Source organism: Wolbachia endosymbiont (group A) of Sphaerophoria taeniata, assembly GCF_947250735.1.
Taxonomy (GTDB): Bacteria; Pseudomonadota; Alphaproteobacteria; order Rickettsiales; family Anaplasmataceae; genus Wolbachia.
In genome coordinates this window covers 251093-266418 of sequence record NZ_OX366344.1, presented here as the reverse complement: position 1 = coordinate 266418, position 15326 = coordinate 251093, and the positions used below count along the sequence as shown (strand labels likewise).

Below are 15326 nucleotides of genomic sequence, written 5' to 3'. Positions count from 1 at the left end.
CACTGGGATGACAGCAGTCCTACGTCATACCGCGATTCATTCGCGGTATCTCTTAACATAGATCCCGCTAACAAGCAGCGGGATGACACCTCTCTTGGGCTCTTTTAGCTACAAACGTTAAGAAATTTACCAAACGAAAAAAAAGGCAAAAGAAGCCCTAGTCATTGTCTATTTTCAGTATTGGCGTTTTTTAAGTCTTAAACACCGCAATTTAGCTGCTTTTAAATGCAACTCACCTTAGTTTAAATGTTTAAGAAATTTACTAAGCAGAAAAAAAGGCAAAAGAAACCCCGTGTTAGCTAGTTGTCACTCTCTAATCCTGCAAATTGGCGTACTATACTGTCTTAAACGACTTATAAGCGCGTTTCAGCTTATATAGGTAAAAACCTAGAAATGTTGTGAAGACATAAGGTGCACATAGTGCAAAAAATTAAAAATAAGACGCCAACTACGTTGTTTTCTTGCTGTTTAATCTGCACAGATGAAGATAACTGAATACCTTCACTATCATGATAAGGGGGCTGGCGGAGTTTGTCAAGTAGTTTTGCATTGTGAAAACAATTATCACAAAAATCCTATATCACCGGTCATGAATACGTTATTTGCCCATTCGATTAATAACTTACCTCCTGGTAAATCTACTGAAGTCTGTTGGGCAGTCAGATATCCACGTAGTGTGGATGCAACAAGTGCTGCAGAGGCTGCACTACCGCATGATGCAGTAATGCCTGTACCTCTTTCCCAAACTCTTAAAGCTATTTCTCCAGACTTTTCAACTTGTGCAATACTAATATTAATTTTCTGAGGAAATAGTACGTGATTTTCTAGCTTTGGTCCTAAATTTCGTAATGGTATTTCACTTATGTTATCAACAAAAAAAACTATATGAGGGTTACCAATATTTACTGCAACAGGATCTTTTAGCATTTCAAGCTCTATAGGTAAGTGAAGAGTGTCACACTCAGTAGACAAGGGAATTTCATGCCATTTTAGCAAAGGTTTACCCATGTTAACCTTTATGGATTTATCACCAACTTTAAAACACTCTAAAATGCGTTTGTTTACCAGCTCAACAGTGATATACTCAGTACCTTTTTCTGACATTATCAAATATCCAACACAGCGTGCTGCGTTTCCGCACATTTCAGCTCGACTACCATCAGCATTATAGATATGTATAAAGCAGTCTGCAGCATTAGACATTGTTATAATTATCACTTGATCACAACTGCTTTGATCAGCAATTTGTCTATAGTTCCAGTCTAAATTGTTTGTTGAACGTGAGTCTATGATAACAAAATTATTGCCAGTACCGTGCATCTTGATAAAATTTTTAGGACCTTGGCCACTCATCATAAAAAAATATTTCTTCTATTGGTCTTCTTTTTTTCTTACTTGTTTCAGCGCCCTCTTCTTCGTAACCAACCGCTATCACTGACATTACATTAAAATCATCGGATATGTTGAATCTTTCTACTATTTTATCTCTATCAAATCCACCCATTTGATGAGCCATTAAGTTCACAGATGCAGCCTGTAGCATAAGTGCATAATTTGCTGCACCAGTATCATGACTAGCCCAAAGATTTTCTCCTTTACCTCGTTTACGGAAGTTTTTAGCACTTAAAGATATGATTAACACTTGTGCATCTTTTGCCCATTTTTGATTAGATTCATCAAGACAATTTAGCAGCTTTTCCCATGCGCTTTGATTGTTCTGTTTGTTGCATATCACATATCTCCAAGGTTCATCACCAAAACATGAGGGAGTCAGCCTTACAGCTTCTATTAAAATATCCATGTCTTCCTGAGATATTGCTCTTGTAGTATCGTATGAACGTCCGCTGTGTCTTGCTTTCATCAACGATAATAGATCTTGTTTACTCATCATTTTTAATTTAATAGTGCATAAATAATTCATTGTAGCACAATATGAGCAAAATTTAAATTGCAAAACCTCTTATACACATATATTACATTTAATAAGTTATTTTTATTGGGAAGGTATGTTTATAACACAATCTAGCAGCAGATCAACACTGGCTGAAATATTGTCTTGCGTTTTACTTTTATTCTTGATGGCTCAAATAAGCTTACCATTGCAGCCTGTGCCTATCACATTGCAAACTTTAGGAGTAATGCTTATTGGGCTTAAATTTAACCGCAGAACAGCATTCTATTCTGTGCTTACATATCTATCACTTGGTGCAGCAGGATTTCTTGTTTTTGCAAATTTTTCTAGTGGTTATCACATTTTTCTCGGACCAACAGGTGGATATTTAATTGGCTGTTTAGCTGCTGTTATGGTAATGAGCAAAGTAAATGAATTACTGAACTCTAAATATAAATCATTTGTGTGTAATTCTTTAAGTTGTCTGGCTGGTACAGTTGTAATCTTTATTTGTGGTGTTAGTTGGCTTGCTGTTTACTTGGGTCTGGGACAAGCAATAATGGTGGGTGTTTTACCATTTATCCTTCCTGGTTTGGTAAAAATTTTTCTACTCGTAGCGGCTTTGCAGTATTTGAAAAAGTGATAAGGTTTCGTCCTCATCATTTCATGTGCACCCTTGCATTTCAAGGGTATCGATATTCTCGGGATTTTATAGAAAATTATAAAAAGATAGCAAGCAAAGTAATGAGTGATCCTAACACTCAAATCAAAGTAGTTGGCAATCTTGATAGTATTTGTAGTGCTTGCCCAAACCAGATTAAACAAGGTAAATGCACCACACAAGCTAAAGTTTTAGAGCTAGATAGAAGGCATATGGGAATTTTAGGAATAAAAATTGGCGAGACTTTAACTTGGAATGAGGCGGTAAAAAAGATTAGAGAGAAAATGTCTTTAAAGAAATTTGATTACGCATGTGAGGGATGCAATTGGCAGCCATATGGAATATGTAAAAATGCCCTTTTAAATTGTCATTCCTATAAAGGTAGTTGACAAAATGTTAAGATAAATTGAAGCATTTTTGTGGAAATAGACTTCTTGCACTACCTCCCAAGCCACAACTGTCATTCAGTAGAAAAAAAACTTGCTTGACAAACTCCGCCAGCCCCCTTATTGTAGTATTAAGGGTCTTTCTGACTCAAAACTTGTTTTTGACCTGCAGGCTCAATGACAAAATTCAGTAAAAAACTTAGGGTATTTTTTGGCGGATTACATAAAATTATAGCGGCTGCATGTCTTTTAAATTTTTTCTACATTCAGCCAAATCGCGCTTATTTTAAGCGTTAGCACATTATTACAGCGCCACTTACAGTAATATAGAGTCAAAACTCGCACCACGGGGCTTCTTTTGCCTTTTTTTCCGCTTGGTAAATTTCTTAAATATCTTCTTAAATTTTATAGCTAATCAGTACTGGGATGACAAGAAAGGAGCACTGCTATTATAGAGTGAAATGAGATCCCAGTGTCACGCACTGGGATGACATTATAGGAGCACTGGGATGACATTATAGGAGCACTGGGATGACATTATAGGAGTACTGGGATGACATTATAGGGGCGCTGGAATGACACCCTGACAACCGTCATCCCGCTGCTTGTTAGCGGGATCTAGAGATACCGCGGCGGTATGATGCAGGAAAACCTAGCCAGCGTTAGCCATAACACAACACTTTTATACTCACCAAACCCAATGCATTACTTGCAATTAAGTTTCCTGGATTCCAGACTAGAATGACACCGTCATAAAAGAACCAGTGTCAGCTACTTGCATGACACCTTCCTGATAGACAATGTTCGTACAGTGTCAGCTACTCAGATAACAGGAAGAAGGTGCTGGGATGACAGGAGATACCGTCTTGTTAGTCAACAAAAAAATTATAAAAATTTCCCAAGTTGCATCATAAAATCAAAAAATACTTCCAATTGTGTAACAGTACACAGATTATAGTTAGTGGATATGTTGATAAGTAAATTAGTTTTATACGCACAAAACAGATGAAGTTTACTTATCAACATATCCACTAACCAACAACATTCAATAAATTTGTGTAAGATACCACTTTACATAAGATAGATAGGAAGCATTTTTGATTTTAAAGTACTAAACCTTCAGTCAACCTCCTAGCCCTGTAGTTTTTGATATGGTTAGGATCAAAAGCACTTTTGGATGTCAGAATACCGAAAATGATATGGAGTAGCTTACGCATTGCAGCACCAACGATGGCCATATTATGCTTACCCTTTTCCTTTAATCTTTGGCAAAAGCTCATAATGATAGGATTGTGATTCTTAGCTACTATGGCAGGAAAGAAAAGTGCCTTACGTAATGTTTGTGAACCGGATTTACTTAATCTGGGTTTGGCATATACAGAGGAACCTGACGTCATATTTCGTGGTATAACTCCTGTATATGCTGCCAATTGCCTGGCATCTCTAAAAACCTCTATATCAGAAACTTCAGCTAAAATAGCTATTGCTGATTCTTCTCCTATGCCTGGAATAGTCAATAGAAGTTGAAAATTTTCCAACAATTCTTTGTGTTGATTTAATAGTTCACGTACGGAGTTTTTTATTGTTTCTATTTTTTGAGCTATATTCATTGCAAGGTCTTCCCAAGCATTTGCAACTTCTTTAGGCAGTCTCTCTTTTTTTTCTAAGTGGTTATTTACTAATGTTAACTCATCTTTTAACGCAACTGAGCAACGATAAAGATGTTTTAATTTTTTCATTTCAGGAGAAGGTGGTGTCCAACTAGAAGGTTCCTGTCTTTGGCAATAATCAGCAATAACTTCTGCATCGGTCTGATCATTCTTTTGTCGTATCAGCTTACTCCTTGCATAAGATTTTATGCAATAAGGATTTACAACACTTACAAAATGTCCAGCATTGTGTAGAAATTCAGCCAGTGCTTCGCTATAACAACCAGTAGATTCCATGCAGGTTTTTACTTTTTCTACATTATGTTTGTGTAGAAAATTCAGTAGACTTTGAAACCCATGATCATCGTTCTTAAAGCTTCTTTTTCTAATTTCACGCTTTCCTTTTTTGCTTATAAATGAGAGAAAAACATCAAAGCGATCTTTTGATATATCTATGCCCAAAAAGTTGTTGATCATATATAACCCCATACGTTACCATTAAAAATGAAAAGTAAGGCTAGTCTTGTGAATACAGAATTAGAACCATTCAGGTCTTTCTACGATACCGTCCAGCCTATACTTTTGAGAAGGGAATTCTTATCTCCTCTACAGATTTTATATCTAAGAAGAAGCACAGAGTTCCTCCCTTCTCCACCTAATGCTTAAGCTTAAAACATTAGATGCTTTTGACAAGATACAAGAAGGAGGCACTGGGATGACATCATAGAGGCGCTGGGATGACACCCTGACAATCGTCATCCCGCTGCTTGTTAGCGGGATCTAGAGATACCGCGGCGGTATGATGGTTCGTGGCGGTATAATGAAGCTTGAAAGCGGATCACCTTTCACGACCTATATTTACTTCAGGAGTATTAACAGGTGTTATCGTTGGGTTTTCAAGTTGTGTTGCTTGCTCTAAGCCCTTGCTTATACTTTGGTCCTGATTTAAAATTTTATCAAAGTGCTTACTCTTTTGTTGCTCTTCGTTATTTGACGTATCTCTTTGAGCATCTTCTTTTATGCCACGAGCATTTTCCACACTCTTTTCATCCTCACCTAAAAGTTTTTCTAATATTTTCTTAACAAAGCGCTTCAGAAGACTCAAAAACCCTTCTTCTTTTTGATTTTCTTGTGGTTGAGGTGTGGTATCTTTTTTGCCTGGCTCAGTGTTGGGCTTCTCTTTTACAGAACTCTTGCTCACTGAGGGACTAACGATGTGCTCTGATGGCTGTGTATCTGTTCGTACAGAAGCCTCAAAAGTCTTTTTTTGTCCACTCTGTTCAACGCTTTTACCTTCTGCTGTAGTTTCTCTAAGGATGCCCTTCCCTTTATATTGTTGGTCAAGCTCAGCAATTCTTTCAAAATCTTGATGTACTTTTTCATCTGTACGCCTTTTTTGACTTTCAAATTTCTGATTCAATTCTGCAACGCTTTTCATTTTGTTTTCGAGCTCTTTACTTTTCATAGCCTTTAGAGCCTTTGTTCCTTTTGCAATATAATTAACCTTCTCTTCTAACGGAGTACCTTCTGGAAAAGCACCTGGAGAACGTTCAAAGACACCTTTAAACTTTTTTTCAACACTTTCTTTAGATGTCTGGGCCATACCTGTTACCTATTAAAACATATCATATAACCAGTATATTAGCTAATTATATAAAAAACAGTTAACATAACTTGTGGTAAAGAGTAAGAGCGTCCTATTTATATTTTTTTTATTAAAATGCTATTTACTTATTAAGTTGAAATGTATAACCATATAAGAGATGAAGGATAGTCAATTAGCAGTAGTATTCGATTGGGATAATACCTTAGTTGACACTCAAGATAACATTTTTAATGCTATTAAGCATACCATAAACTCAATGGGGTATAGTAATAAAGCTGCTGATAGAAATTCCCATGAGTCGAGAAAGAGCTATATGGTCAATTTATTTGGCGATCAGTGGAAAAAAGCGAACCAGATATATCAACAATATTTAGACGATGCACTATTGCAAAACATTGCTCTGAATCAAGGAGTAGAGAAAATGTTGCAGACACTAAAAAGCCACAATATTTATCTAGCAATAGTAAGTAATAAGAAAAATACTAATTTACGTGAAGAAGTTACCTATTTTAAACTGGATTCTTACTTTGAAAGAGTGGTTGGGTCATGCGATACCGCGGAAGATAAACCATCTGCAACCCCACTGCTATTTGCACTAGAAGAGAGTACGTTGCCTATAAATAGAGAAAATGTGTTTTTCGTTGGTGATAGCATCACAGATGTTCTGTGTGCACAAAATGCCAATTGTTTACCTATTATATACGGTCAATCAATAAGCGGTTATGAAGATTTGTCATGTTTTCAACATTTTGATAAACTTACAGATTTTATAATAAAGTATTTAGAAGATAGGTAATGACCGCTGTTACAGAGATTGCCAGTATATAAAGGCGCTTTTGCGCATATTTAATAGATGTAGCAATTTTATTAATTCCAACTTTATTAATTATACTGCTATTAGAGGATTCTCCGTTGATCTTACATCTATCATACATGTGTGTAAATTGTAGTTACTTCACATATTTTATATCTTCAAAGGCCCAAGCAACTCCAGGTCAACAGTTAATGAATATATGTACTATCAATTTAGATAATTCTAAAATAGACTTGAATTTAGCGTTTGACAGAAGCACTTCCCAGTTTTTTCTTCCTTTGTTAAACAGTGTAGTAGTTGTCCTTACTGAATTTTTGCAAGATCAGGAGGTATTAGTGAATGTCTTGAGTGCATTGAAAGTAATTATAATGCTGCTCACTCTCTGCTGGTATCTAGTTGCTTGTTTTTCTAAAAAGAAACAGACATACCACGACATGCTATTTAATACGGTTGTTATCAAAGGAACTATTAAATGAGTTGCTATAATCATCGTTATCATATAAATTATGCTGATAAATTGAACTAAGGGAAGATTATGAATGAAGAGATAGTAAAACATTTGAACAAATTATTGACCAATGAGCTGACTTCTGTACGTCAGTATCTTTTGCATTTTGCGGTTCTCAAAAACAATGGAATTAATAGACTTGCAGAAAAGGTAAAAAATGAGCTTAACGAAGAACTTGAACATGCAAACAAGTTGGCAGAAAGAATTTTGTTATTCAAAGGAGTTCCAAATTTTCAGGATACAAACGAAATATCAAAGCATGATGGAAAGTTTACAAAAGACACAATACAGAAAATCTTAGAGGCTAATTTAAAATTAGAGGGAAAAGGTATTAAGGATATCAAAGAAACAATTTCTATCGCTGAGAAAGAAAAAGATTTTGTTAGTGTAATGTTATTAGAAGAGATGTTAAAGAATGAAGAAGAGCATTTCCATTGGATTGAGAAACAGATAGACCTTATTGAACTAATGGGTGTTGAAAACTATTTAAGAACACAAATATAGAGTGTTAAAAAAAACAGTATTTATTTTAATTATACCTTGCTCACTTCTTTTTTTATTAGGGTTATGGCAAATATTCAGATTGAACTGGAAGAATAATATTATTAAAAGTATGAGTCTTCCAGTTGTTCATCTATTGCCCAATAACGACCTTGAAAAATTTAACTATAGGCATGTCAAGATCGATGGGATTCTAAGTGACATAGAACTATATGTTTTTGCAGGGCAACACGGCTATCACGTGCTGTCTCCTATGTTGCTCACCACTGGACGTTACATGTTGGTGAATAAAGGAATAGTCAGAGAAAAAAAGGAGAAAAAAGTAAAAATTGAAAAAGTAGTTGCAGATGGAACTTTATATTGCGATAGCAATAAAAGCAAAAATTGGTTCATCAAAAACGATACTGCTTCGAATACATGGTTTACCCTGAGTACAGAGGAAATTTCCAATGAGTTAGGTATTAAGCTAGAGAAGTGTGTATTGTGGCCGAACAATTTTGGCAGCAAAGTAGCTATACAGCCAATGAAGCATTTGGAATATGCAATCACTTGGTTTGCACTTTCCTTAACTTGGTTGATTATGTGCGTAATTTACTATAGGCAAAACCTCAATAAAGCTTGAAGCTTTCTGTACATAAAATTAGAAAAGTAGTTATTCATCTTTATCACTACCAAGGTCTTTTAACATACTGTAATTGCCTTTTCTGAATCTACTTTTTAAAGACGTAACTCCACTTTCGCTAATACCACTGAGGCTCAGTGCAGCTCCACCTAGCTGCAATCCTATCTCAGATGTTTCAGGAATAATTTTACTAGCTCCTAGATCTCTATAAACCTCCACATTACTCAGATCTGGTAAGCGTATTACAATATTTACATGCGGAAAATTTGCAGCAACTAAGGAAACAACTTTTTTTATAGTAACTTCATTCTTTATTGAAATAACGAGAGCTTGAGCTCTTTCTATTCCGACTGATTTTAAAATTTCACATCTTGTAACATCTCCAAGATATATAGGAAAACTATCACTTTTTCCTTCTTTGACTATTTTTGATTGAATATCTACAACAACGTAACTTAAATGCTCTGCAGTAAGCATTTTTGTTACCATATATCCCACTCTACCAAATCCAGCAACTATTACATGGTTATAAAGATCTTGTGTATCTGTTTCAACAGCTTCATCATCTAATATTATTTTCTCAGTGCTAAATGAGTTTGCTATCCAATCTCCAAGCCCCGATAAAAGAGGAGTGAAAGCCATGGTTACTGTAGTTACCATCATAAGTACTTGAGCGATTTCACTTGGTAGCACATTTAGTTCATTTGCTAAGCGAAATAAAATAAACGCAAATTCACCGCCTTGTGAAAGTAGTAACCCAGCTTGTATAGCAGGTGCACTCTTAAACCCAAAAAATCTACACAATATATATATGATAGATGTTTTTAAAACGATAAGGATAATCGATAATAAAGTAATTAGTGGTAACTTATTGAGTAAAAGTTCGGTATTGATAGACATACCAACAGTCATGAAAAATAAGCCAAGAAACAAATCTTTAAATGGCAATACTGCGTGTTCTACTGAGTGTCTGTATTCTGTTTCTGCAACTAACAATCCAGCGACAAATGCACCTAATGCCAACGATAAATGGAATTGCTCAGTAATAAATGCTGCTCCTAATACTATTAAAAGCGTTGTTGATATAAAGACCTCATTACTTTCCATTTTAGCAATAACCGAAAATAAAGGTCTAAGCAATAATCTACCAGTTATAAATATCAGCACTAATGCAATAGCTGCTTGCACCAATGAACCTGCCAATGAGCTTATCAGGCTGTGCTCAGAATTGCCAGCAAGTAAAGGTACCAATACTATTAATGGTACCACTGCAAAATCTTGCATTAATAGTACTGCTATTGACAACCTACCAACCTGACTTGCTTGAGAACCTTTTTCTTGCAGAACCTGCAACACTATTGCTGTTGAGGATAGCGCAAGCCCACCACCAATAACTGTTGCTATATTCGTATTCACTCCGAAAGCAAGAGCGATGCACCATATTGCTACCATGGTAACTATAACTTGAAGAGAACCGAACCCAAATACATGAATACGCATAGCGATCAGGCGTTCAAATGTCAATTCAAGGCCTATAATGAATAATAGGAAAACTACACCAAATTCTGCAAGATTATCCATTGCTTCAGCTGAGTGTATCAGATTAAATCCATGAGAACCAATAACTGCACCTGCAACGAAGTAACCGAGCACTGGACTAATATTCATTTTCCAGAACGCTATGACTATAAACACAGCAGCAGAAAGTAAAATTATAATATCAAACAAATGCTGAGAGCCACTGTGCATGATATTTAACCTGTAGAATTAGACCATTTAATTGAGCAGCCAATACTTGATTTTTGGTCAATTGGAGAATTACCAGTTTCTGCAATAAATTTCATAGCTTGAAATAAGTCACTACTTCCTACTTCATAGCTTTGAACCTTTTCTTTTTTTGTGTCATTAAAACGTCCACGATAGCAAAGGTTTAAATTGGAATTAAAGCCAAAAAAGTCAGGAGTGCAAACAGCCCCGTATTCTTTAGCTATTTTCTGTGTACTATCAATTAAATATGGAAATGTAAACTTATTTTCCTTGGCAAAATTAATCATATTTTCAAAGGAATCTTCTGGATATTCATTTACATCATTTGACATTATTGCAACGGTGTTTACCTGATAATCTTTTTTCAATTGATCAACATCGCTTACCAGATTGCTAATAATTGACTGAACGTAAGGACAGTGATTGCATATAAACATTACAATAAGACCGTTTTTTCCACAACAGTCACTTAATGTATAGTATTTATTGTCTACTCCCAAAAGATTAAAATCTTTTGCAGTAAAACTAAAATCGACTTTAGGAGTATTCAGAGCAACCATAGACTATTATTATACCATATGTAATTTACGGTCTTATTATTTAAATGTCAAACGGTTTCTATGTATACTGTTTGCATATTCTTTTTTAGTATTATAATTATAAAACTTATGTTCATAACTTTCGAAGGAATAGACGGCTCTGGTAAAACAACACAATCTAAGCTACTTGCAAATCATTTTAAGCAAATTCACGGCGAAAATAATGTAGTGTCGACTCGAGAACCAGGTGGCACTGATTTTGCAGAAAAGATAAGAGGAGTGTTGTTAACAAATAATATTGATCCTATTTCTGAACTCTTGCTACTTATCTCGATGAGGCACGAACATATGAAAAAATTAATATTACCAGCTCTTGCAGAAGGGAAAATAGTGATTTGTGATCGGTTTATTGATTCAACCATTGCATACCAAGGATATGGGTTTGGAGTTGATTTAAAACTAATAGAAGATTTGCACAGGTTGGCTGGAGTTAGATATCCAGATATTACATTTATTCTAGATATTGATGTTAAAGTTGGGTTAAGTAGAGCGAAAGACAAGAATAAATATGAAGAAATGGATGTTAATTTTTATAATAAAGTTGGAAAAGGGTTTAAAGAAATCGCCATAAAAGAGCCCGTTAGGTGCCATGTCATCACTGAAATTGAAACAAAAAATGATAATCAAGTACACACTAAGATTATTGATAAAATCACTATTGCAAAGACTTAACTATATTTATTTAACCTCTACTAATTTAAACCGAACCTTTAACTTGTGATAGAAAATTATTAATTTTAGTTAACATTATTTCACATGAATAACTTTTTGTTTGAGTAGCTAAAAAATCCTGTATTTTGTCTGGATCTTCTTCACTTATTATCTTATATGCCCTTGTGAGGTTCATTAATTCACTTCTATTTTTTTTATTACTTACTTCAGTAATAGTAAAAAATTGATCAAAATGGTCTAAGAGGTCTTTATTTTTTATTGAAGACACAATATCGTCAATTTCTTTCACAGATAATGCAAGTGTGTGTGCTTTAATACGATCTTCAAAACAAAGATTAACAAGCGCGTTGCAAAACCTATCTCTCGTAGTACTTCTCACTTCTGCTAATAAGGATTTAATATTTTCTTGGCAATGCACTCTCTTTACTGATTCAGCTGGTTCAACCATACCAAGAACATTCTTTACCAAAGATTTTTTTTCACAACTAAATATGAACATGTAATAACCCATAGATAGAGTAAAGAACAAGAATAAGGCTGGGAGCAAAAATGGCACTAGTACATTTTGTGATACAGGAAAGATAAACCAGACAGCAGTTGCTGCTGATACAACAAGAAATAGCCCTAATAAAGTTAATTGCGCTCTTTTTTTATACTTATGATCAATGACTGCATTTACACCAATAGAAGCTACGTCAACCATTACTCATACCTCATTAAACAGTAATACTAACTGAATGATAGCATTATCGTGATGAAAATGCAACATTATGAATATTCTAATACAATTTATATTGACAGTTACAATTCTGAATGTTTTATTGCAGCGTTAGCTGATTAGCATTTTAAGCTAGGGTCAGATCTAATAGAGAGAGGATTTTTTTATTTTCTCATTCTTCTCATTTTCCTCTCTAACAATTTTTTTTCCGCTTAATATGTCCTTTATTTCATCTCCTGTTAAAGTTTCAAACTCCAGTAGATTTTCGGCAATGAGATCTAAGCCTTTCTTATGCTTGGTCAAAATGTCTTTCGCTTTTTCATAGCAAGAAGACACAACTTTCTTCACTTCTTCATCTATAAGTTTTAATGTATCTTCAGAAATTATCTCAGAACCATGCATAGTTTGTTCGCGATTGTGATAGATCGGACCTATTTTGTCGCTCATTCCCCATTTTGTTACCATAGAACGTGATAAATCTGATGCTAGTTTTATATCTGAAGATGCGCCGCTTGTGACTTTATCATAGCCAAAAATTAGCTCTTCTGCCACACGTCCACCCATTGCAACAGTTATATCTGCTAGAATCTTTTCTCTTGTGAGGGACACTCTATCTGTTTCTGGTAGTCTCATAACTAAACCGAGTGCCCTACCGCGTGGAATAATTGTTGCTTTGTGTATAGGATCAGAAGCAGGCATATTAACAGCAATCATCGCATGGCCAGCTTCATGGTATGCAGTCAGTCTCTTTTCCTCTTCTGTCATAATGAGAGATCGCCTTTCCACACCCATCATCACTTTATCACGTGCATATTCGAAATCATCCATGGTAACAATCTTCTTGTTTCTTCTTGCAGCAATAAGCGCAGATTCGTTCACTAAATTTGCTAAATCAGCCCCTGAAAAACCAGGTGTTCCTCTTGCAACTGTTTTCACATTTACATCAGGGGCCATTGATATTTTCTTTATATGCGTATTTAATATTTTCTCGCGCCCATTTATATCGGGTAAAGAAATAGTAATCTGCCGGTCAAAACGACCAGGCCTAAGCAGTGCTGGATCTAAGACATCCGGACGGTTAGTCGCAGCAATTATTATTACGCCCTCATTAGACTCAAAGCCATCCATCTCAACTAATAACTGATTTAATGTTTGTTCTCTTTCGTCATTACCACCACCAAGACCAATGCCACGATGTCTACCCACCGCATCTATCTCATCTATAAAAATTATACAAGGAGCATTTTTCTTGCCTTGATCAAACATATCACGAACACGGCTCGCACCAACACCAACAAACATCTCAACAAAATCAGATCCAGAAATGCTAAAGAATGGCACATTAGCTTCTCCTGCAATTGCACGAGCAAGTAAAGTTTTACCAGTTCCAGGAGAGCCAATTAAAAGGCACCCTTTTGGTATTTTTCCACCTAATATTTGAAATTTTTGCCTTTGTTTAAGGAAATCAACGATTTCTACTAGCTCTTCTTTTGCTTCATCAATTCCGGCAACATCATCAAATGTTACTTTTTTCCCACTAGTCATGAGTCTAGCCCTTGACTTGCCAAAGCTTATAGTTCTGTTGCCCCCCGCTTGTGTTTGTTTAAGAAAGAATAGCAAAAAGCCAATAAAGATAAATGTTGGGACCCATGAGATAAGTAATCCACCAATTACGCTCATGGCAGAATCTCCAGTTGAAAAGGAGAATCTCACTTTTCTATCATGTAAATTTTTTATTAGGTCGCTATATATAACACCGCTTGAGTTGAAACTTGAACCATCCCTAAACTTGCCCTCAATGCTCTGGTTTTTTATGACAATATTTTCTACATCATTGTCTTCTAGTCTAGTTAAAAATTCCGAAAAAGGTATGGTTGTTTTACTTCTACCTACATTTCCGCTGAACTGAATATAAACAACTGAAATAAGAACAATAATTACTAACCAGATCAATAAGCCTTCTAAAAATTTTTTCATTTCTATTTCTAACTAAGTACTAATCAAGCTTACCAAATTTTGTTTTATCGTGCTATTAATAATGCATTGAACCTTATCGTCATTGGTATTTTTTTCGTTATAATTTACATCAGGATAAGCAAGCACCTTTCCATCTTTTTGTACTGTAGGCAAAGAATAAAAGACTTCAGGGCAGCAGTTGTAAACTTGAAAAGTGGGTAGCTACTGCTCCATGTGCTTTCTTTTATGGGAAAATAGTTGCAAGGTCTAATATGTAGGAAAACCTTGTGGGACAAAGTAATTTGTTAATAAGATGACTTTATGTACATTACCGCACACTATTCTATATTACACTTCTATACTACACTGGCGAGCTACATGTTTTACTCTTGCACTACTTATTTTTTTCAATTCATGATCAAAATCATCCATAGTAATAGTAGGAGTAGTGCCTTCATGGCTTCTGTTTATAGCATTATATTTTACTTTTTTTGCCAAATTAGATAAATAAGCTCCTGAATAATCAGAAGTGCGGCTTGCAATTTTTTCCAGATTTACGTCTGGTGCTATTTGTATATTCTTTAAGTTGATATTCAATATTTTCTCACGCTCCTTTTCTTCAGGTAGAGGAATATAAATGCGCTCACCTAGGCGCCCAGGTCTCAAGAGTGCTTCATCTATATGAGGCAAATGATTTGTTGCAACAATTACTATTACATCTTTTCTAGATTTTATCCCATCCAGTTCACTCAATAACTGAGTGATCATCCGCCTCTCTTCATTATTACTAGCAGAAGTTTCTGAATTATTTCGTCTACTAACGGCATCTATTTCATCTATAAAGAGTATGCAAGGAGAATTTTTTCTTAATTTTTCGAAAAGATCACGAATGTAAGCTGGACCAGCACCCATTAATGATTTAGAAAACTCAGACGCTAAAACACTATAACACGGAATATTAACTTCGCCTGCAATT

The 15326-nt window shown here is 35.2% G+C and carries 16 protein-coding genes and 1 pseudogene; 7 read left to right on the top strand and 10 right to left on the bottom strand.

Annotated elements, in window-relative coordinates; translation table 11 throughout:
* Positions 1 to 564: 564 nt before the first annotated feature.
* Together dapF and OOK84_RS01270 are read right to left on the bottom strand one after the other, a co-directional pair.
* Complete coding sequence (gene dapF / locus OOK84_RS01275) at positions 565 to 1353, bottom strand: diaminopimelate epimerase (protein ID WP_264732632.1); 789 nt, start codon at positions 1351 to 1353, stop codon at positions 565 to 567.
* Entirely contained in the window at positions 1334 to 1921 is a 588-nt protein-coding gene (locus OOK84_RS01270; RefSeq protein WP_264732013.1) for a nitroreductase family protein, read from the bottom strand. The genes dapF and OOK84_RS01270 overlap by 20 nt, the downstream gene beginning before the upstream one ends.
* A gap of 85 nt (positions 1922 to 2006) precedes the next feature.
* Here OOK84_RS01270 and OOK84_RS01265 point away from each other — a divergent pair, with 85 nt between their 5' ends.
* Positions 2007 to 2534 (top strand): biotin transporter BioY, encoded by a 528-nt coding sequence (locus OOK84_RS01265; protein WP_264732011.1) that lies wholly within the window; start codon positions 2007 to 2009, stop codon positions 2532 to 2534.
* The gene (locus OOK84_RS01260) at positions 2531 to 2941 is read left to right on the top strand and encodes a DUF1284 domain-containing protein (protein ID WP_319803086.1); all 411 of its coding nucleotides are present in this window, start codon (positions 2531 to 2533) and stop codon (positions 2939 to 2941) included. The genes OOK84_RS01265 and OOK84_RS01260 overlap by 4 nt, the downstream gene beginning before the upstream one ends.
* A gap of 1100 nt (positions 2942 to 4041) precedes the next feature.
* On the opposite strand, the gene OOK84_RS01255 is transcribed toward OOK84_RS01260, so the two are convergent.
* Positions 4042 to 5064, bottom strand: coding sequence for an IS110 family RNA-guided transposase (locus tag OOK84_RS01255; RefSeq protein WP_264731025.1), 1023 nt, complete (start codon positions 5062 to 5064; stop codon positions 4042 to 4044).
* 361 nt (positions 5065 to 5425) lie between these two features.
* Positions 5426 to 6190, bottom strand: a complete 765-nt coding sequence (locus OOK84_RS01250) for a hypothetical protein (protein WP_264732007.1) — start codon at positions 6188 to 6190, stop codon at positions 5426 to 5428.
* Positions 6191 to 6350: 160 nt separating this feature from the next.
* On the opposite strand from OOK84_RS01250, the gene OOK84_RS01245 reads away from it, so the two are divergent.
* Genes OOK84_RS01245 through OOK84_RS01230 form a run of 4 tightly spaced genes read left to right on the top strand, consistent with a single transcriptional unit; the run spans position 6351 to position 8638 of the window.
* Positions 6351 to 6989, top strand: coding sequence for an HAD family hydrolase (locus OOK84_RS01245; protein ID WP_264732005.1), 639 nt, complete (start codon positions 6351 to 6353; stop codon positions 6987 to 6989).
* A gap of 53 nt (positions 6990 to 7042) precedes the next feature.
* A complete protein-coding gene (locus OOK84_RS01240) occupies positions 7043 to 7483 on the top strand; it encodes an RDD family protein (protein WP_319803096.1) in 441 nt (146 codons plus the stop codon).
* A gap of 59 nt (positions 7484 to 7542) precedes the next feature.
* Entirely contained in the window at positions 7543 to 8019 is a 477-nt protein-coding gene (bfr, locus tag OOK84_RS01235) for a bacterioferritin (protein WP_264732003.1), read from the top strand.
* 1 nt (position 8020) lies between these two features.
* A complete protein-coding gene (locus OOK84_RS01230) occupies positions 8021 to 8638 on the top strand; it encodes an SURF1 family protein (RefSeq protein WP_264732001.1) in 618 nt (205 codons plus the stop codon).
* Between the two features lie 30 nt (positions 8639 to 8668).
* Here OOK84_RS01230 and OOK84_RS01225 read toward each other — a convergent pair whose 3' ends face one another.
* Positions 8669 to 10387, bottom strand: coding sequence for a monovalent cation:proton antiporter-2 (CPA2) family protein (locus OOK84_RS01225; RefSeq protein ID WP_264688048.1), 1719 nt, complete (start codon positions 10385 to 10387; stop codon positions 8669 to 8671).
* A gap of 5 nt (positions 10388 to 10392) precedes the next feature.
* Complete coding sequence (locus tag OOK84_RS01220) at positions 10393 to 10965, bottom strand: thioredoxin family protein (protein WP_182367219.1); 573 nt, start codon at positions 10963 to 10965, stop codon at positions 10393 to 10395.
* Positions 10966 to 11073: 108 nt separating this feature from the next.
* On the opposite strand from OOK84_RS01220, the gene tmk reads away from it, so the two are divergent.
* Complete coding sequence (tmk, locus tag OOK84_RS01215) at positions 11074 to 11676, top strand: dTMP kinase (protein WP_253302246.1); 603 nt, start codon at positions 11074 to 11076, stop codon at positions 11674 to 11676.
* 25 nt (positions 11677 to 11701) lie between these two features.
* On the opposite strand, the gene OOK84_RS01210 is transcribed toward tmk, so the two are convergent.
* From OOK84_RS01210 to OOK84_RS01195, 4 genes and pseudogenes are all read right to left on the bottom strand, one after another.
* Positions 11702 to 12379 carry a hypothetical protein gene (locus tag OOK84_RS01210; protein ID WP_264731998.1) on the bottom strand — a complete coding sequence of 226 codons (678 nt, stop codon included), beginning with the start codon at positions 12377 to 12379 and terminating at the stop codon, positions 11702 to 11704.
* 159 nt (positions 12380 to 12538) lie between these two features.
* Positions 12539 to 14371, bottom strand: a complete 1833-nt coding sequence (ftsH, locus tag OOK84_RS01205) for an ATP-dependent zinc metalloprotease FtsH (RefSeq protein ID WP_264731997.1) — start codon at positions 14369 to 14371, stop codon at positions 12539 to 12541.
* A gap of 12 nt (positions 14372 to 14383) precedes the next feature.
* Positions 14384 to 14554: pseudogene (locus OOK84_RS01200) on the bottom strand (tRNA lysidine(34) synthetase TilS); the annotation flags it as partial.
* Positions 14555 to 14698: 144 nt separating this feature from the next.
* Positions 14699 to 15307 carry an AAA family ATPase gene (locus OOK84_RS01195; RefSeq protein ID WP_264732628.1) on the bottom strand — a complete coding sequence of 203 codons (609 nt, stop codon included), beginning with the start codon at positions 15305 to 15307 and terminating at the stop codon, positions 14699 to 14701.
* Between the last annotated feature and the right edge of the window lie 19 nt (positions 15308 to 15326).

Excerpts from the sequence above, each read along its gene's own strand:
- OOK84_RS01270 (WP_264732013.1), bottom strand. The coding sequence starts at position 1,921 with ATGAATTATTTATGCACTATTAAATTAAAAATGATGAGTAAACAAGAT.
- OOK84_RS01220 (WP_182367219.1), bottom strand. The coding sequence starts at position 10,965 with ATGGTTGCTCTGAATACTCCTAAAGTCGATTTTAGTTTTACTGCAAAA.
- tmk (WP_253302246.1), top strand. The coding sequence starts at position 11,074 with ATGTTCATAACTTTCGAAGGAATAGACGGCTCTGGTAAAACAACACAA.
- OOK84_RS01255 (WP_264731025.1), bottom strand. The coding sequence starts at position 5,064 with ATGATCAACAACTTTTTGGGCATAGATATATCAAAAGATCGCTTTGAT.
- OOK84_RS01250 (WP_264732007.1), bottom strand. The coding sequence starts at position 6,190 with ATGGCCCAGACATCTAAAGAAAGTGTTGAAAAAAAGTTTAAAGGTGTC.
- OOK84_RS01245 (WP_264732005.1), top strand. The coding sequence starts at position 6,351 with ATGAAGGATAGTCAATTAGCAGTAGTATTCGATTGGGATAATACCTTA.
- ftsH (WP_264731997.1), bottom strand. The coding sequence starts at position 14,371 with ATGAAAAAATTTTTAGAAGGCTTATTGATCTGGTTAGTAATTATTGTT.
- dapF (WP_264732632.1), bottom strand. The coding sequence starts at position 1,353 with ATGAGTGGCCAAGGTCCTAAAAATTTTATCAAGATGCACGGTACTGGC.
- bfr (WP_264732003.1), top strand. The coding sequence starts at position 7,543 with ATGAATGAAGAGATAGTAAAACATTTGAACAAATTATTGACCAATGAG.
- OOK84_RS01265 (WP_264732011.1), top strand. The coding sequence starts at position 2,007 with ATGTTTATAACACAATCTAGCAGCAGATCAACACTGGCTGAAATATTG.
- OOK84_RS01210 (WP_264731998.1), bottom strand. The coding sequence starts at position 12,379 with ATGGTTGACGTAGCTTCTATTGGTGTAAATGCAGTCATTGATCATAAG.
- OOK84_RS01225 (WP_264688048.1), bottom strand. The coding sequence starts at position 10,387 with ATGCACAGTGGCTCTCAGCATTTGTTTGATATTATAATTTTACTTTCT.